The sequence below is a fragment of the Petralouisia sp. genome (assembly GCF_056822245.1).
On record NZ_JBQIOP010000007.1, the window covers coordinates 92,005 to 110,776 of the forward strand.

At 42.1% G+C, this 18,772-nt stretch carries 16 protein-coding genes and 2 pseudogenes; all 18 read left to right on the forward strand.

The window, feature by feature from the left end; genetic code table 11:
* Positions 1-11 precede the first annotated feature (11 nt).
* Positions 12-2,924: an insulinase family protein gene (locus ACTO17_RS04555; protein ID WP_482557056.1), complete on the forward strand. Its 2,913-nt coding sequence runs from the start codon at positions 12-14 to the stop codon at positions 2,922-2,924.
* Between the two features lie 8 nt (positions 2,925-2,932).
* Positions 2,933-3,835, forward strand: a complete 903-nt coding sequence (era, locus tag ACTO17_RS04560; RefSeq protein ID WP_172536601.1) for a GTPase Era — start codon at positions 2,933-2,935, stop codon at positions 3,833-3,835.
* Positions 3,836-4,033: 198 nt separating this feature from the next.
* The gene (locus ACTO17_RS04565) at positions 4,034-4,234 is read left to right on the forward strand and encodes a hypothetical protein (RefSeq protein ID WP_172536602.1); all 201 of its coding nucleotides are present in this window, start codon (positions 4,034-4,036) and stop codon (positions 4,232-4,234) included.
* Positions 4,173-4,961 (forward strand): DNA repair protein RecO, encoded by a 789-nt coding sequence (gene recO, locus ACTO17_RS04570; RefSeq protein WP_482557046.1) that lies wholly within the window; start codon positions 4,173-4,175, stop codon positions 4,959-4,961. The genes ACTO17_RS04565 and recO overlap by 62 nt, the downstream gene beginning before the upstream one ends.
* 67 nt (positions 4,962-5,028) lie before the next feature.
* Positions 5,029-5,649 carry a hypothetical protein gene (locus ACTO17_RS04575; protein ID WP_172536604.1) on the forward strand — a complete coding sequence of 207 codons (621 nt, stop codon included), beginning with the start codon at positions 5,029-5,031 and terminating at the stop codon, positions 5,647-5,649.
* 123 nt (positions 5,650-5,772) lie between these two features.
* Positions 5,773-7,170, forward strand: a complete 1,398-nt coding sequence (locus ACTO17_RS04580) for a glycine--tRNA ligase (RefSeq protein WP_172536605.1) — start codon at positions 5,773-5,775, stop codon at positions 7,168-7,170.
* 396 nt (positions 7,171-7,566) lie between these two features.
* A complete protein-coding gene (gene ppdK, locus ACTO17_RS04585) occupies positions 7,567-10,194 on the forward strand; it encodes a pyruvate, phosphate dikinase (RefSeq protein WP_172536607.1) in 2,628 nt (875 codons plus the stop codon).
* Between the two features lie 402 nt (positions 10,195-10,596).
* A complete protein-coding gene (locus ACTO17_RS04590) occupies positions 10,597-12,678 on the forward strand; it encodes a restriction endonuclease (RefSeq protein ID WP_482557047.1) in 2,082 nt (693 codons plus the stop codon).
* A 156-nt stretch (positions 12,679-12,834) separates the two neighbouring features.
* Positions 12,835-13,458, forward strand: a complete 624-nt coding sequence (locus ACTO17_RS04595) for a nucleotidyltransferase family protein (RefSeq protein WP_482557048.1) — start codon at positions 12,835-12,837, stop codon at positions 13,456-13,458.
* Positions 13,430-13,654 carry a DUF6718 family protein gene (locus ACTO17_RS04600; protein ID WP_482557049.1) on the forward strand — a complete coding sequence of 75 codons (225 nt, stop codon included), beginning with the start codon at positions 13,430-13,432 and terminating at the stop codon, positions 13,652-13,654. Before ACTO17_RS04595 ends, ACTO17_RS04600 begins: the two co-directional genes overlap by 29 nt.
* Positions 13,655-13,663: 9 nt before the next feature.
* Entirely contained in the window at positions 13,664-13,834 is a 171-nt protein-coding gene (locus ACTO17_RS04605; RefSeq protein ID WP_482557050.1) for a hypothetical protein, read from the forward strand.
* Between the two features lie 511 nt (positions 13,835-14,345).
* On the forward strand, positions 14,346-14,921 hold the full coding sequence (locus tag ACTO17_RS04610) for a TetR/AcrR family transcriptional regulator (RefSeq protein ID WP_172536623.1): 576 nt from the start codon (positions 14,346-14,348) through the stop codon (positions 14,919-14,921).
* A gap of 85 nt (positions 14,922-15,006) precedes the next feature.
* Positions 15,007-16,722, forward strand: coding sequence for a biosynthetic-type acetolactate synthase large subunit (ilvB, locus tag ACTO17_RS04615; protein ID WP_482557051.1), 1,716 nt, complete (start codon positions 15,007-15,009; stop codon positions 16,720-16,722).
* A gap of 97 nt (positions 16,723-16,819) precedes the next feature.
* Positions 16,820-17,320 carry an acetolactate synthase small subunit gene (gene ilvN / locus ACTO17_RS04620; protein WP_172536625.1) on the forward strand — a complete coding sequence of 167 codons (501 nt, stop codon included), beginning with the start codon at positions 16,820-16,822 and terminating at the stop codon, positions 17,318-17,320.
* Between the two features lie 28 nt (positions 17,321-17,348).
* Entirely contained in the window at positions 17,349-17,534 is a 186-nt protein-coding gene (locus ACTO17_RS04625) for a cysteine-rich KTR domain-containing protein (RefSeq protein ID WP_482557057.1), read from the forward strand.
* A gap of 480 nt (positions 17,535-18,014) precedes the next feature.
* Positions 18,015-18,146, forward strand: a pseudogene (locus tag ACTO17_RS04630) (sigma factor-like helix-turn-helix DNA-binding protein); the annotation flags it as partial.
* A gap of 87 nt (positions 18,147-18,233) precedes the next feature.
* Positions 18,234-18,623, forward strand: a pseudogene (locus ACTO17_RS04635) (sigma-70 family RNA polymerase sigma factor); the annotation flags it as partial.
* A 42-nt stretch (positions 18,624-18,665) separates the two neighbouring features.
* The coding region (locus ACTO17_RS04640) for a helix-turn-helix domain-containing protein (protein WP_482557058.1) at positions 18,666-18,772 on the forward strand (107 nt) is incomplete at its 3' end.

Sequence of the window (18,772 nt, forward strand, 5' to 3'; positions counted from 1 at the left end):
GAACAATGAAAATGAATCTGAAAAACTGTAGCGCGTATGAATTGTTGGAAGAGAAGCACTTAGAGGACATCAAGTCCGAAGGTTTCCTGCTGAAGCATAAAAAGAGCGGGGCCAGAATCTGCCTGATTTCCAATGAGGACGACAACAAGGTATTTTATGTGGGATTCCGCACTCCGTCTTTAGACAGCACCGGGGCGGCCCATATTTTAGAACACTCCGTATTGTGCGGTTCCGAGAAATATCCGGTGAAAGATCCTTTTGTGGAGCTGGCCAAAAGCTCTCTAAATACATTTTTGAATGCCATGACATATCCGGATAAAACAATTTATCCCCTTGCAAGCTGCAATGACAAGGATTTTCAAAATTTAATGGAAGTCTATCTGGACGCGGTTTTTCATCCCAATATTTACAAATGCAGGGAAATTTTCTGCCAGGAGGGATGGCACTATGAAATGGAAAGCCTGGACGCGCCCCTTACCATCAACGGAGTAGTATACAATGAAATGAAAGGCGCTTTTTCCTCCCCTGACGGCGTGTTGGAGCGGGAGATTTTAAACAGCCTTTATCCTGATACCTCCTATGCCTTTGAATCCGGCGGAAATCCGGAAAATATTCCGGAGCTGACTTATGAACAATTTCTGGCATTCCACCAGAAATATTACCATCCCTGCAATTCTTATTTTTATCTTTACGGGGATATGGATATGGAGGAAAAATTAAACTGGATTGACCGGGAATATCTCAGCAAATACGACAGGATTTTCGTAGATTCTGAGATAAAAATCCAGAAGCCCTTCCAACAGCCCAGGGAACTTGTCATACCCTATCATATAGCCAGCGGCGAGGAATTAAAAGACAACACTTATCTGTCTTATAATGTGAGCATTGAAACTATTTTGGACAAAACACTGTACGTAGCCTTTGACATTCTGGATTACGCACTGCTCAGCGCGCCGGGGGCTCCCTTAAAGCAGGCTCTTTTAGACGCCGGAATCGGCAAGGACATTATGGCCTCCTTTGACTGCAGCAGCCTGCAGCCCCTGTTTTCTATCATCGTAAAAAACAGCAATCCGGAACGGAAAGAAGAATTTTTGAATATCATCCAAAAGGTGCTGAAGGATCAGGTAAGCCAGGGCATTAACCGGAAATCACTTATGGCCGGGATCAACAGTTTCGAATTCCGGTACAGGGAGGCCGATTACGGTTCCTTCCCCAAAGGGCTCCTTTTAGGAATCAAGTGTCTGGACAGTTGGATTTACGATGAAAATCAGCCGTTTTTACACCTGGAGGAACTGGAAATTATTGAATTTTTAAAATCCCAGACAGAAACGGGATATTTTGAGCAGTTGCTTCAGAAATATTTTCTGGAAAATCCTCATGCCTCTGTGGTTCTGGCAAAGCCGGAATACGGGCTGAATGCAAAAAGAGAAGAGGATCTGGCGAAAAAATTAGCAGAGTACAAAGCTTCTCTGTCTTTAGAGGAACAGCAGGCGGTAGTTGATTTTACTCATCATCTGAAACAATATCAGGAGGAGCCTTCTGCGCCGGAGGCTCTGGACACAATCCCCATGCTTTCCAGAGAGGATATCAAAAAGACCGGAGAAAAATTATATATCCGGGAACACAGAACCGATGATACCCTGATGCTGTGCCATGATATTGATACCAACGGAATTGCGTACTTCAGCCTGCTTTTTGATGTGGGTGAAATTGCCAGAGAGGATATTCCATGGCTTGGCATTTTAAAGTCTGTGCTTGGCTATGTGGACACCGCTTCCCACAGTTTTCAGGAGCTTGCCAATGAAATTAATCTCCATACCGGAGGCATTTTCAGTGAAATCGGCATTTATCCCCATGCCCGGGAAAACCGCATTCTCCTGAAATATGAGATAAAAATAAAAACCCTGTACCATGAGATTCCAAAAACCGCTGAGATTGTCCGGGAGATTCTCTCCGGCAGCAATTTCCGCAGATACGAACGGCTCTATGAGATTTTAGCCCAGTTAAAATCCAGACTGCAGATATCTTTAAGCTCCAGCGGGCATTCTGTATCCTCCATACGGGCCATGTCTTATTTTTCAGAAAGCGCCCGCTATACCGATATGGTTCAGGGAATTGAATTTTATCAGTTAGTGAAAGATCTGGAAGAGCATTTTTCTGAGAAAAAAGATTTCATCAGCAAAAAACTGGAAGCCCTGATGCCGTTTATTTTCCGCAGAGACAATCTGATGATCAGCATCGGCGCAGAACCGGAAGGAATGGAAGCATTGGAACAGGAGCTTCCCGCTGTCAAAGCAGTCCTTTCGGAACAGATACCGGAAAAATCAGAGCCTTCCATTTCCCTGGAAAAGAAAAACGAAGGCTTTCTGGATGCGTCTCAGGTGCAGTATGTTTCCAGGGCCGGGAATTTTAAGCGGGCAGGATATGAATATACGGGAACTCTGCGGATACTGAAAGTCCTTTTAAGCTATGATTACCTTTGGCTTAACATCCGGGTAAAGGGCGGGGCTTACGGCTGCATGAGCGGGTTTACCAGAAGAGGGGACGGCTATTTTACCTCCTACCGGGACCCCAATTTGTCAAAAACCAATGAAGTTTATGAAGGGATTCCGGAATATTTAGATCAGTTCCAGGCAACGGAGAAGGAAATGACCGGCTATATTTTAGGAACCTTCAGCAGCGTAGACGCGCCGCTGACGCCGGCAGGAAAAACGGGAAGAAGCGCCACGGCTTACCTTACAGGAATCACAGAAGAAACGCTTCAGAAAGAGCGGGAGGAAATTCTCAAGGCTACGCAGGAGGATATCAGAAGCCTGTCCGGCATTGTAAGGGCAATTTTGAAAGAAAACGCATTCTGCGTGATTGGAAACGAAGAGAAACTGAAAGAAGAAAAAGGACTGTTTCTGGAGCTGAAGAATCTTTAGGAGAAAATATGGAGCAGAATATAAAATCAGGATTTGTAACATTGATAGGAAGGCCGAATGTGGGGAAATCTACGCTGATGAATCATTTAATCGGACAGAAGATTGCCATTACTTCCAAGAAGCCCCAAACCACCAGAAACCGTATCCAGACGGTGTATACGGAGGAGAAGGGCCAGATTATATTTGTAGACACGCCAGGCATTCACAAAGCCAAAAACAAGCTGGGAGAATATATGGTAAATGTGGCGGAACGGACGCTGCAGGATGTGGACGCCGTGCTGTGGCTGGTGGAACCGACCAGCTTTATCGGTGCCGGAGAACGGCATATTATAGAAAAGCTGGGTAAAATCACTACGCCGGTGCTTTTGATTATCAATAAAACCGATACCGTCAAGCCAGAGGAAGTGCTTGCCGCCATCGACACGTACCGAAGGGAATATGACTTTGCGGAAATCGTTCCGCTGTCAGCCCTGCGGGGAGAAAATACGGACATTTTAACAGAGCTGATTTTCAAATACCTGCCCTACGGCCCGATGTTCTATGACGAGGACACCATTACCGATCAGCCGGAGCGTCAGATTGTGGCGGAAATTATCCGTGAAAAATCACTTCATGCTTTAAATGAAGAAATTCCCCATGGAATTGCCGTTACCATCGAACGGATGAAGGAGCGCAGAGACGGCAGAATTACAGATATTGAGGCCACCGTCATCTGCGAACGGGATTCCCACAAGGGAATTATTATAGGAAAAGGCGGCGCAATGCTGAAAAAAATAGGCAGCAACGCCCGGTTTGAAATTGAAAAAATGCTGGAACGTCAGGTGAACTTAAAGTTATGGGTGAAGGTCAAAAAAGACTGGCGGGACAGTGATTTCCTGATTAAGAATTTCGGTTACCGGGAAGAGGAATAAAATACTGCGGCTTTGAGGAATAAGGAAGCTCCGGTTCTGCCAGAATTTATCTGGTATATCTGGAAACCGAACGGATACCCTAATATTAATTACAGTTGCAGGCTGTTTTCTTTTGCCTTTTGCATCACTTGCCGTTGCGCAGGCATTTCGGAATCTGGCAGACTGTAAGAAGCAAACGAAGAACAAGGGGGCATCCAGATGGTAGCGCAGGAATGGACGAAATTTGCAAGCACAGGAAGCATTCAGGATTACTTAACTTACAAAGGTCATGGGAGCAGGGAAGCAGCCCTCTCAATGATGGCAGAGCGAGAAGAGAAAGGCGGGAGTGTGAGAAGAGATGGGGCAGACCATAACGCTGACAGGTATGATTTTATCTGCGGCCCCGGTGGGAGAATATGACCGAAGAGTCATGCTGCTGACGAAGGAAAGAGGCAAGATTTCCGCCTTTGCCAGAGGCGCAAGGCGGCCGGGCAATCAGCTGATGGCGGCGGTCAGCCCTTTTTCCTTCGGCAGTTTTGAGACATACGAAGGGAGAAGCTCTTATACTATTGTCAAAGCGGAGATCACCAATTATTTCCGGGAATTGGCAGAGCATATGGAAAATGCCTGTTACGGATTTTATTTTCTGGAACTGGCAGATTATTACGCCAGAGAAAACACAGAAGAAATACATATGTTAAAACTCCTTTACCAGTCTCTCAGAGCGTTGGAAAAGGAGACTTTAGACAACCGGCTGGTACGCCGGATTTTTGAGCTGAAAACCATGGTGGTAAACGGAGAATACCCCAATGTATTTTCCTGCATGTCATGTGAAACAGAAGAAAATCTTCACTGGTTTTCCACAAAGGCCGGCGGTATGCTCTGCAAGAACTGTAAAGGGCAGGAAAACAGCAGAGCCGTGGATGATTCCACCCTCTATGCCATGCAGTATATCATAACCTCCACCATTGAAAAACTGTATACGTTCACAGTCTCAGAAGCCGTTTTGGAGAATCTGGAGGATATTATGAATGAATATATGGCATTTTACATCGATCAGAAGTTTCATTCCCTTCAGATATTGGAAGAAAACGAAGGATTTGCCGCCCAGATTAGGGGAATTTCTTCCAAATCCGGAAATCAATAGTTGCAATCACAGCCAGAAAAGAGTATAATATGTGCGATTCACGTATTAGACTTTGAGGAGGTTGAGCATGAAAAAATTTATTTCCATCAGTCTGGTTCTGATTGTGGCAGCCGGGCTTTTGACAGGATGTGGGAAATCTTTGGAGGCAGATCGTGATACCGTGTACATACAGAAAAAAGGCAATGTAGTCAGTGCGGCTATCGCAGATTTTGACAAAGATTATTATGACGAAGAAGAACTTAAGAATTATATTGAGGAAAGGGTATCGGATTATCAGGAGGAGCATGGAAAAAATACAGTGAGCATTGATGAATTTTCCGTAGAAGACGGCGTTGCCCGGCTGTTCATCAAGTACGGCAGCACGGAAGAATATCAGAATTTCAATGATGTTACCTTATTTTCCGGAACCATTCCCCAAGCATTGGCAGAAGGCTATAGCTTCGAGGAAGATTTTACAGAGATTAAGGACGGGGAAGCCGCCGGAAGCGTAAAGAAAGACGCGGTTGCAGATCTTGATGCAAAAGTGATTATTTTAAGTGAAAAGGTTGACGTTAAAGTAGACGGCGCCATTCAGTACGTATCTTCCCGGTATACAACGATGAAAGCAAAGGATACTGTATCCATTCAGCTTCCGGAGGAGGCAGAGGACGGGGAAGAGTCTGCGCTGGTATATGTGATATATGAATAACGGGCCCGGCAGAAGAATCATGCCGCAAAACGAATCCGGCAGAAGAATCATGCCGCCTGACTGGCAGCGGACAGAATGAAATGACAGCAAAGAGCAAAAGTATAATAAGAAAGAGGTAGCAATATGGAAAAAACCATGGAAAAAATCGTGGCACTGGCAAAGGCAAGAGGTTTTGTTTATCCAGGCTCCGAGATTTACGGAGGCCTTGCAAATACCTGGGATTACGGCAATCTGGGCGTGGAGCTGAAAAATAATGTGAAGCAGGCATGGTGGAAGAAATTTGTGACGGAAAACCCGTATAACGTAGGCGTGGACTGTGCCATCCTGATGAATCCGCAGACCTGGGTGGCTTCCGGGCATTTAGGAGGATTTTCCGATCCTTTGATGGACTGCCGGGAATGCCATGAGCGGTTTAGGGCAGACAAAATCATTGAGGATTATGCAGAAGAAAAAGGCATTGCATTGGATGGAACCGTAGACGGCTGGAGCCAGGAACAGATGGTGAATTTCATTGAAGAGCATCAGATTCCATGTCCTTCCTGCGGCAAACACAACTTTACGGATATCCGCCAGTTTAACTTAATGTTTAAAACCTTCCAGGGAGTTACGGAGGATGCGAAGAATACCGTGTATTTGCGTCCGGAAACAGCCCAGGGTATTTTTGTAAACTTTAAAAATGTACAGCGGACTTCCCGCAAAAAAGTTCCTTTCGGCATCTGCCAGATTGGAAAATCTTTCCGTAATGAGATTACGCCCGGAAACTTTACTTTCCGTACAAGGGAATTTGAACAGATGGAGCTGGAATTTTTCTGCGTGCCCGGAACGGATCTGGAGTGGTTCCAATACTGGAGAGGTTTCTGCCGCGACTGGCTTTTAAACCTGGGCATGAAAGAAGAAGAGCTGCGTCTGCGCGACCATGATCCGGAAGAACTGTCCTTCTACAGCAAGGCCACCACAGACTTCGAATTTCTGTTCCCCTTTGGCTGGGGCGAGCTTTGGGGAATTGCAGACCGTACCGATTATGATCTGACCCGTCATCAGGAAACTTCCGGCCAGGACATGAGCTATTTTGACGATGAAAAGAAGGAAAAATACATTCCTTATGTAATTGAGCCTTCTCTGGGCGCAGACCGTGTGGTTCTGGCGTTCCTCTGCTCTGCCTATGATGAGGAAAATATCGGAACAGAAGAAAAACCGGATATGAGGACGGTGCTTCATTTCCATCCGGCTCTCGCTCCGGTAAAAATCGGTGTTCTGCCCCTTTCCAAAAAGCTGAATGAAGGCGCAGAGAAAATTTTCTCACAGTTATCCAAAAAATATAACTGTGAATTTGACGACAGAGGAAATATCGGAAAGCGTTACCGGAGACAGGATGAAATCGGAACGCCGTTCTGCGTGACCTATGACTTTGAATCAGAAAATGACGGTGCAGTAACCGTACGGTTCCGCGACAGCATGGAGCAGGAAAGAGTGAAGATAGAAGAACTGGATGCATATTTTGCAGATAAGTTTGAATTTTAATTATCATAGAGTTGGCGCTGCAGCAACAGTTACCAAAAAACAGGATTGCCCTTTTTCAAAAGAAACGGGCAGTCCTGTTTTTTTGGCAGCTGCTGCTGCAGTTTCATCTTCTGTCTTATATGAAAATTTGTTCTGTCTCATCTGCTGCGATATTTAACCGCCGGAGTAATAACAAAAAAACGAAAAAATAGACTTGCTATTATTCCAAAATATGTTAGAATATATATGTGCGCTTTAGAGTCGTGCACCGTCTTATTGTGGAATGATAAGAATAGAGAAATCATCCACTGTCTCATTGTGTAATGGCAGATGCGGAATAACAAGGCAAAGATATTTCCGGCCAACCGTCCATATCTGCATAACAATAAACCAAAGTAAATTTTAGGAGGAATTCAAATGGCAAACAAATGGGTTTATCTCTTCAAAGAGGGAAATGCAAGCATGCGTGAACTTCTTGGAGGAAAAGGCGCGAACCTTGCTGAAATGACCAGCTTAGGTCTTCCGGTACCACAGGGTTTTACTATCACAACAGAAGCATGTACTCAGTATTATGAAGATGGACGTCAGATTAATGATGAGATTCAGTCACAGATCAATGAGTACATTGGCAAAATGGAAGAGATTACAGGAAAGAAATTCGGCGATAAAGAGAACCCACTTCTGGTATCTGTACGTTCCGGCGCAAGAGCTTCCATGCCTGGTATGATGGACACCATCCTGAATCTGGGTCTGAATGAGACTGTTGTAAATGTAATTGCTGAGAAATCAGGAAATGCTCGTTGGGCATGGGATTGCTACAGAAGATTTATCCAGATGTATTCTGACGTAGTTATGGAAGTTGGCAAGAAATATTTCGAAGAGCTGATTGATAAAATGAAAGCTGACAAGGGCGTAACACAAGACGTTGACCTGACAGCAGAAGATTTGAAAGAGCTTGCATCTCAGTTTAAGGCTGAATATAAAGAGAAAATCGGTGAGGATTTCCCAGATGATCCGAAGGAACAGTTAATGGGAGCAGTAAAAGCTGTATTCCGTTCCTGGGACAACCCTCGTGCAAATGTATACCGTCGTGACAATGATATTCCTTATTCCTGGGGTACTGCTGTAAACGTACAGAGTATGGCATTTGGTAACATGGGCGATGACTGCGGTACAGGTGTTGCATTTACTCGTGATCCAGCTACTGGCGAGAAGAAACTGATGGGAGAATTCCTGACAAATGCACAAGGTGAAGACGTAGTTGCAGGTGTTCGCACTCCAATGCCAATTGCTCAGATGGAGGAAAAATTCCCGGCAGCATACAAACAGTTTACAGAAGTTTGCGCTACATTGGAAAATCACTACAGAGATATGCAGGATATGGAGTTTACTGTTGAAAATGAAAAGCTCTATATGCTTCAGACACGTAATGGTAAGAGAACTGCTCAGGCTGCTCTGAAAATTGCCTGCGATTTGGTAGACGAAGGCATGAGAACGGAAGAAGAAGCAGTTGCTATGATTGATCCGCGTAACCTTGATACTTTACTGCATCCTCAGTTTGATGCTGCTGCATTGAAAGCGGCAACACCTGCTGGTAAAGGACTTGGCGCTTCTCCAGGAGCAGCATGCGGTAAAGTTGTGTTCTCTGCTGATGATGCTGTGGCATGGGCAGAAAAGGGTGAAAAGGTTGTATTAGTACGTCTTGAGACTTCTCCAGAAGATATCACAGGAATGAAAGCTGCTCAGGGTATTCTGACTGTTCGTGGAGGTATGACCAGCCATGCAGCCGTTGTTGCACGTGGTATGGGAACCTGCTGTGTATCTGGATGCGGAGACATTGCTATGGATGAAGAAAATAAGAAATTCACCTTAGCAGGCAAAGAATACCATGAAGGAGATCCGATCTCAATTGATGGTACGACAGGTAACATTTATGATGGTTTGATTCCTACGGTTGACGCAACGATCGCAGGCGAATTCGGAAGAATTATGGCATGGGCTGATAAATACAGAACCTTAAAGGTTCGTACCAATGCAGATACACCTGCTGATGCTAAGAAAGCACGTGAACTGGGTGCAGAAGGTATTGGACTTTGCCGTACTGAGCATATGTTCTTTGAAGAGGACAGAATTGCTGCGTTCCGTGAAATGATCTGTGCAGATACTGTAGAAGAAAGAGAAGCTGCTCTGGATAAGATTCTTCCCTATCAGCAGGGAGACTTTGAGAAATTATACGAAGCTTTGGAAGGAAACCCAGTTACCATCCGTTTCCTGGACCCGCCATTGCATGAGTTCGTTCCTACTGAAGAAGAAGACATTAAGAAACTGGCAGATGCTCAGGGTAAATCAGTAGAAGATATTAAGGCTTTAATTGATTCCTTACATGAATTTAACCCAATGATGGGACACCGTGGATGCCGTCTTGCAGTTACCTATCCGGAAATTGCAAAAATGCAGACAAGCGCAGTAATCCGTGCGGCAATCAATGTAAAGAAAGCTCATACAGACTGGAATTTGAAACCGGAAATCATGATTCCGTTAATCGGCGATATCAAAGAGTTAAAATATGTAAAGAAAGTAGTAGTAGAGACTGCTGATGCAGAAATCGCTGCTGCTGGTATTGAATTAGAATATGAAGTAGGTACAATGATTGAGATTCCAAGAGCTGCCCTTACTGCAGATGAAATTGCAAAAGAAGCTGATTTCTTCTGCTTCGGTACCAATGACCTGACACAGATGACCTTTGGTTTCTCCCGTGATGACTCTGGTAAATTCTTAGAGGCATACTATGATGCTAAGATTTTTGAGAATGATCCATTTGCAAAACTTGATCAGACTGGCGTTGGTAAGTTAATGGAGACAGCAATTAAATTAGGAAAACCAGTAAATCCGAATCTTCATATCGGTATCTGCGGCGAGCATGGCGGAGATCCTTCTTCCGTAGAGTTCTGCCATAAGATTGGCCTGGATTATGTTTCTTGTTCTCCGTTCCGTGTACCAATTGCAAGATTGGCAGCAGCACAGGCGGCTATTAACAGCAAGTAATACACTGGTAGCGGATGATTTTGCAAAATAAATTTTTCTTCATCGCAAAATTTATTTTTTGCTGAGACGGAACCTAGAACTCAATAGAAATGAATCAAAAAGAGGATCTTGACAGACTGTACTTTCAAGGTCCTCTTTTTCTCTTTTTTGGAGAAGAGAAGGAGAGAATGAGAGAATGGTTTTTCTTTTTTGATGGTGGTGGAGTAAGGCAAAACTGACGACCTTTTGCCATGGTCAGAGAAATTTGCGGACGAATGCAGGAAAATATGCCATTGAAAGATGGCGTGGTTTTAACCCTTAGTGTTTGACGAGAATAAGATATGTGAAAAGCTGAATTGAAAAAAGTGCTTAATATATCAGTATGTTGCGAAATATCATAGAATGTAGGAAAAGGAAGATATCATGGAAAATGAGAAAAATATGGACAATGGATCAAAGACCGTTATTTTTGATATTCAGAAACAAAAAAATGAGTGGAGAAAAAAAGGTTGGTCTATTCCTGATATTAGAGGTGGAAAACAAATATGGTACACGCTGGTAAAGAAACTGGTTGAATTAGTGGATTCAGGGCAGGCATATGATTTAGATTCAGTTCCAGATATTTATGAAATAACACAACCGCAATCATGGCGCACATATGCTGCTTTTCTAAAGGGGGTAGGATTTGTAAGAAATCAAGCAGGACGGTTGATGTTGTCGGAGGCTGGCATGAAGTTTTTAGCAGCGCCAACTCGGAGAAAATTGGCTGATCAGATACAAGATAGATATCGGCTGTTTGGTGAAGTGCTGGACATTCTGGAGACTGAACCGAAAACAGTGGAAGAAGCAGATAAGCAGCTTTGCAATGATTATGGATTGCATTGGAAAAATAAGAGCAATATACACAAACGCATGGATTGGCTAGAGGTACTGGGTTTAATTCAACCGATTGGTAATTATAAATGGGAAGTGACTGATTCCGGGAGAGAGGCGCTAAAGGAGTGGTGTTTGATTAAGCCAGAAGTACTAGAACTTATGAATCTTGAGTCGAACGATATAGAAATTGCTGATCCTCCAGAAGAAATTGCTATATTGCTTCAGCATTTATCTGATTCACCTGAATTGCATAAGAAGAGATGTACATATAATATATGGGTTCCAAGTCCGAATCGTATAGAAAATTTGCGGATTATTATTCAAAGTGCTTCTGATAAAATTACTAAAACAGATTTATTCGGATTTATAGCAAAAAAATTTAATCTGAAATTAAGCAGTGTTGAATCGATGCTGCCGTTTCTAAAAGCATCTGGCCTTTTAGAAGAAGTAGGGCGAAATATTTATGTAGCAACTCCAGCAGCAAAAGCATGGCTGGAAACGGGAAGCGATTTAGATTTTATCAGGATTCTTCATGCAAATATGCGGTTTGTTGGAGAGATGGTTAAAGCCGCTGAATGTGATATTGTTCGTAATGATTTATATGTTCAGGCAAAATTATATGGTTTGAATTCAGAAAAGGCACGTTGGATTGCAGGTTTTTTGCGGGAAGCAGGTTTATTAGAAGAAACTCAGTATCTCCATTTGAAAGCAACACATATAGGAAAGTGTTTTATTGCTGACCTGCCTTTGGCAGAAGCATATGGAGAAGTATCTGAACAAAAGAATACATCTGATGAAATGAAAGTGGTGGTTAGTCACTCACCCAGTAAGCTTGAAGAAGTCTGCAATCGATTACATAACACATCAATGGATCCCAGTGCAGAAGGAAAAGGTTCAGGGGTTGCCTTCGAAGAAGCCATTGCAGATATATTTTGTTTTATGGGTTTTAAAGCTGAGAGAGTCGGCGGATCCGGTGATACGGATGTCGTTGTAAAATGGAAGGATGAGGAAGATAAGTATGTCGTTGCAATTATAGATGGAAAATCTAAATCTGGGGGTCGGGTATCACATAATGATATAAGCGATATTGCATTAGATACACATAAAGAAAAGAACAATGCAGATTATGTGGCAATTGTCGGCCCAGGATTTAGTGATGGTACTATTCGAACTCATGCCAGAAAAAAAGGATTTTCACTTGTTACTGAAAATCAACTAACAGAAATTGCAAGGGCGTCTAAGGAACTTGGCTTGAATTTACAGGAAATTGCACTTACATTTCAAGTACCTGATGGATTATCTCAATTGGAAGATATCATTTCCACGAAAAAAAGAGAACTTGCTATAATATCAGAAGTTGTTTCGAAATTTTTGGGTGAACAGGAGCTGTTAGACGGTCTTTCTCCACGAGACTTATTTTTGCTATTAAGAAGTTCGAATGAGTCCCCATCCTTAGACGAGTTAATCAATGTATTTGAAACGCTTGCCGGAGAGGAAATTGGAATTTTACAAAAGGCTGATGGAAAAGATTCTCCTGAAAATATGAGATACATGTTAAGAGGTGTAGAAAAGACAATTAATCGGTTAAAAGCATTGGCGTCAGCTATTGAAAGGGGAATTCAGGAATAGGAGAAATGGTCTTTGCAGTTTAAGGGAACTAAGTTCAATCAGTTCAATAATGTTTTATGATTAGCATAAGAAAGTTGAAGGTAATATGTCTGTGATGGAATAAAACAGTATATGTATTTGCAATGATAAATACTAAAATCATTTGGAGGATATCGTTTGTTACGTGAATTAGAGAAAAATAGCTTATCTGTTCAAATTCTTCGAGAATTGTCTTACAAAAGCAAAATGGAAAGAAGTCTTGTCAATAGCCTGAGGAAATTCAATAAAGAAACCTTATTTCAGGAGGTTTCCGAAATGATTAGATTTTATCAGGAAGCAGATATTTTGGATATAGTGGATTTGGATTACCGGATTAAAAGTGAGGATTCCTGTATACGCAAGTACAATAAATTCTATCCTGATATGCGATTAGAAAAAGTCTTTAATGATATTTTAGGGTTTCGTATGCTGACAGACAGTTATGCAAGTTTGTTAGAGGGGGAAATGCCGGAAGAAGTACGGATTGTCGATATGAGTCATGGAAAAGCGAAAGATGATGGCTATCGAGGAGTGCATATTTATTTTCAGCCTGATCACTTCCATTATCCGATAGAAATTCAGGCAAATACTTACTATGACAGACAGTTGAATAATTGGCTGCATAAATATCTGTATAAAAGGGAATATCCTGATTCTGTAGGCGGGATAATGCGGAGTAAGTACGAAAATGGTAAAATTTTAAGCGAGCAACAATTTGAGGAGGTGCTAAGTTATGTGTTATCTCATTGCGAAAGAATTTAATAAAAAGGGCTGTATTGCAGTAAAAACCAGGCATGGTAAAGCATTGGCGGATTTTACCGAAAAGTTACAAAAACAGATAGGAGAGAACGGTGTGCAGTTGGTGACGATCAGCCGCCCCAGTGCCTATGGAGAATACGAACCTTATGAGATTATGGAAAGTGAGGAAAAGTTTCAGGAGCGTGTTCTGAGTCTGTAGAAAGGGGCAATGATGGAAAAAACTGTTTTGAGTCCTGATTTTACTATAGAAGATATTCATAAGTTAAGAGAATATAATTATGAAGTGACAAAGCATATGACAGACGAGGAACGAATGAATTACTACAATAAGCGAGGAAGAGAAGTTCAGAAAAAATTAGAGAAAATGAAAGCCTTATAATCATTTCAGTACCACAGAATAAATTAGCGGTATAGAGTGTCTCACTGACCGCGATATACCGCACAGGCGGCTATTAACAGCAAGTAATACACTGGTAGCTGTTGTCACAGCAGAAGCTCTATATCCTGCTGGCAGATTATAATTTATCCTGACAGGGCTACAAAAACAGAATAAAAGAGTAAACAGAGGACCTTTTGAGACACACATCTTGCAAGGTCTTCTTCCTTCTTCCCCTTCCTCTAACCTCCCCTAAAAATCCCATCCTCAAAGCCAAGCACTTCACCTTCTTTCCCTTCTCCTTTCCTTGAAAACACTGGATTTCTTTCTTTTTCTAGAGAGAGAAAGACAGTTTCTAAAAGACTGAAAAAGAGTATTCTTTTCTTCCTTCCAGTCCATTGGAAAAACTGGGGTTTCTGAGGATTGTTTCTGGAGAGAAAAAGAACTCATATTTGTTGACTTTAATGTATTTTTTTGTTAAAATGAAAGTGTTCACTTGCATGGAGGTGATAATTTGGATGAAACAAGTCAAAAAATTATAGATGCTGCAATGATGCTGGTAAGAGATAATGGATACGTTGCTACGACAACGAAAGCGATTGCAAAAGCTGCAGGTGTAAATGAATGTACCCTGTTTCGGAAATTTAAGAACAAGAAAGATATTGTGCTGCAAGGTGTAAACCAAGCGGGATGGAGGGCAAATATAACACCAGAAATTTTTGAAAATGTGCAGTGGGATTTGCAGGCAGACATAGAGATGTTTATGAAAGCATATATGGACAGGATGACGCCAGATTTTGTAAATTTATCTATCGGTCTGAGAGCGCCTCAATTATATGAGGAAACGTCTGCCCTCATTATGAAAGTTCCACAGGCTTTTTTATCATCGTTTACGCAGTATCTTAATAAAATGTTTGATTTGGGAAAAATACCAAAAGCAGATTTTGATGCTCTGGCTCTGACAGTCTTTTCATCAACATTTGGCTATGCGTTTTTAAATGCGTCTTTTGGCAATGAATTATCTAAAGTAGAAAAAGATGAATACATAAAAAGCAGTGTGCAAATGTTCATAAAGGGATTGGAACAATAAAAATCGGTACTGCCCTTATGGTAGTACCGAAAAAAATAGACTGAATGCAAGCAAGTACACGCATACGAAAGGAGGAATGTTATTTATGGAAATAACAGGAGCTGAATTATTTGTGAAAGCATTAAAAGAGGAATCTGTTACAACTTTATTTGCTTATCCAGGAGGGCAGGCAATAGACCTGTTTCATGCGTTATATGGAGAAAAGGAAATAGACGTTATTTTGCCACGCCATGAGCAGGGTTTAGTCCATGCGGCAGACGGATATGCCCGTTCCACAGGAAAAGTGGGTGTCTGCCTTGTGACAAGCGGACCGGGAGCCACCAATCTTGTTACTGGTATTGCCACTGCAAATTATGACAGTGTTCCGCTTGTATGCTTTACGGGGCAAGTGCCAACCAGCCTTATTGGGAATGATGCTTTTCAAGAAGTAGATATCGTAGGCATTACAAGAAGCATCAGCAAATATGCGGTAACTGTACGAAAAAGAGAGGATTTGGCAGAAACAATCAGAAAAGCTTTTTATATTGCAAAAACAGGAAAGCCGGGAGTTGTTGTTGTTGATTTGCCAAAGGATGTCCAGAAAGCATATGGCAGCGACAGCTATCAAAAGGAAATTACTGTAAGAGGTTATAAGCCGAATACTTCCGTCCATATGGGGCAATTAAATAAAGCATTGGATATTTTGAGCCATGCGAAAAAGCCTGCTTTTTTGATAGGCGGTGGAGTTAATATTGCCCATGCAAATAAAGAAATGACACAGCTTGTAGAAATGACGGGCGTTCCCGTTATTACAACTATTATGGGAAAAGGGGCAATTCCGACGACAAATGATTTATATGTTGGAAATATAGGCATTCACGGAAGTTATGCAGCCAATTCTGCAATCAGTAAATGTGATGTCCTTTTCTCAATAGGAACAAGGTTCAATGACCGTATTACTGGGAAAATCGAAGAATTTGCAACAGACGCAAAGATTATCCATATAGATATTGATACAGCATCTATTTCCCGTAATATTATTGTTGACGTTCCAATCGTAGCTGATGCGAAAAAGGCAATATGTGCTTTGCTTGAAAAGGCAAAGCCACTACATATTTCAGAATGGACAGATGAAATAAACCGATGGAAAATGGAATATCCAATTGACATGGAAAAAAGCGGTTTGACACCCCAGAGGGTTATACAATCGATCAATGAACTTTTTGAAGACGCTGTTATCACCACCGATGTAGGTCAGAATCAGTTATGGACAACGCAGTTTCTTGATATTGACGAGAATAAGCAAATGTTGACATCTGGCGGCTTGGGAACGATGGGATATGGTTTTCCCGCCGCAATCGGGGCGAAACTTGGCAATCCCCATAAAGATGTAATTGCTATTTCTGGCGATGGCGGTATGCAGATGAACATTCAAGAAATGGCGACTGCCATTGTTTATGAATTGCCTATTATTATCTGTATATTGAATAATGGATATTTGGGGAATGTGCGGCAATGGCAGGAGATGTTTTATGACAGGCGTTATTCGAGTACCTGTATGCGTTATCGTAGAAGTTGTGAAACAGGATGTAATACTCCGAATCGCTACTGTCCAGAATATACGCCTGACTTTATAGCATTGGCAGAAAGCTACGGGGCGAAAGGCATCCGTGTTACAAAACCAGAGAATATAAAAACAGCTTTGATAAGTGCAAAGCAGAATACGAAAACGCCTACGGTTATTGAATTTATCATAGACAGAGAAATCAATGTTATGCCGATTGTTCCGCCAGGGAACTCCCTTAATGACATGATAAAATAAGCCTTGCGGTGGGTTGTGCTTGCACAAGCCAACATAAGGCGCATGAACGCACCAAGACGTTAGTCGAGGTGATTTTGGAAAGTGAGGAAAGTACAGAATGAAAAAGAGATGGATTTGTCTATTTGTAGAAAATGAAATAGGTGTACTTGCCCGTATCACAGGCTTGTTTTCTGGAAAGTCTTATAATTTGGACAGCTTGACCGTTGGGATTACCGAGGACAACACAATATCACGGATGACAATCAGCCTAACCAGCGATGACAGGACTTTTGAACAGATAAAAAAACAATTAAGCAGGAGCGTTGAAGTGATTAAAGTGGTAGATTATACCGATACGCCGCTCCACGTGAAGGAAATTTTATTTGTTAAAGTTAATTATTGTTCGGATGCAGATATATCGGAATTATTTCGTATTTCAAAAGTATTTGGAATTACAGTCATTGATTACGATGGTTCAACGGTTCTTCTGGAATGTACGCAGACAGAGAACAAGAATGATGATTTAATCATCCTGTTGAAAAGAAAGTTTGTGAATAGAATTGAAGTAACAAGAGGGGGAAGTGTTGCAGTTGAATCAGTCAGTATTTCAGAAAGATAACGGCTGTAATGTTTTATGCCAGATAGAAATGAAACAGAACAAAGAAATAAAAAAGTGGGTTTTATGTCCTGCCTGCAATAATAAGACAAGGTTGAAGTTACGAAAAAATACGATGTTAAAATATTTCCCACTATTTTGCCCGAAGTGCAGGCAGGAAACCCTAATTAATGCAGAGAGATGGAATATCTCAATTATTAAAGAGCCAGACGCATAGACGCAGAGCCGATAAATTTGTGGAATAGAAATCACAGTTTATCGGTTCTGTTTTATTTCATAAGGTTTTAAGGCAAACGCCCACCAAATAAAAAAACGAGGTTCGGTGGGCGGTATTGCTATGCCCAAAAAGACTTAACAGACATTCTCCAGACATGTATTAAAGTTTGGAGGGTTTTTTATGTTCTTTTTTCGGGCAGTAATCTATCTGCTCATGCAATGCAGATTTGACTTATACATAGCATATCGAGGAATGGTAGGAAGCCAGTTAAAAAAATCCCTGCTTATGCAACGCTACTTCTCACCATGAAACCAGAAGTAGAATCTCCACTTAACAGAATATATATATCCTATAACCGTAGAGGTCACAGTGCCTTTGCGGTTTTTCTTTTGTCGTTTTTTATCGGAATGTGCCGCTGGGCTGTTTCTGGGTTCATTGCCGCTCCCCGCCCTCTCCATCTGGATTGGTTTTACAGCTGCTAAAGCAATCTTCTTTGAAGAACTATCCGAGCAAGAAGTCGGATTGCGGTTAGGCATAACGCAGAGCGTTGTCAATAAACGCAAAGCCAAAATTCTTGCGAAGCTGAGGAAGATAATGGAAAACAAAATTTAAGGCATTCAGCACCCTTGTTTTTTCCTTTGGGAAAATGAGGGGGCTTTTGTCTGCCCTCTCAATCAATTCTGATTGGAGGAAATAAGGATGGCATACAACCACGGACGGGAGGACAGGAAATGGCATATCTGGAAAGAAGCCGAGGAAAAGATTCTGCATGAGTGCGGCGTTGATGAAAGGGTCATTGAGCAAATCCGCACAGACGACAGGGCAGATTTTAATTCCAACAGGCGGTTTTACCGATGGACAAGCGACTTCGGAGAATCCCTTGAGGAAATAGCGGGCAGGGAGAAACAGGCAGAGATAAGGTCGGTAATGGATTTACTGGATGAGATTGAGAACGAAACTCTGTATCTTGCGTTAGTCACAGTGGACAGGCGTACATTACAAATCGTCGTGCTGAAAATGCAGGGGTATTCCACAAAGGAAATTGCCCCGCTTGTGCATTTGACGACGGGTGCTGTCTATGCAAGGGTGAAAAGTCAAAAATCTTACACTCCGGAATTTAAACAGCAGATCGTGGAGCTGTATCATGCCGGAGGAACCTCGTATCCACAACTGGAACGTGAATATGGCGTAAATCGGAGTACGATTAGCGGTTGGGTAAAGCAGCTTTCCCCTATCAA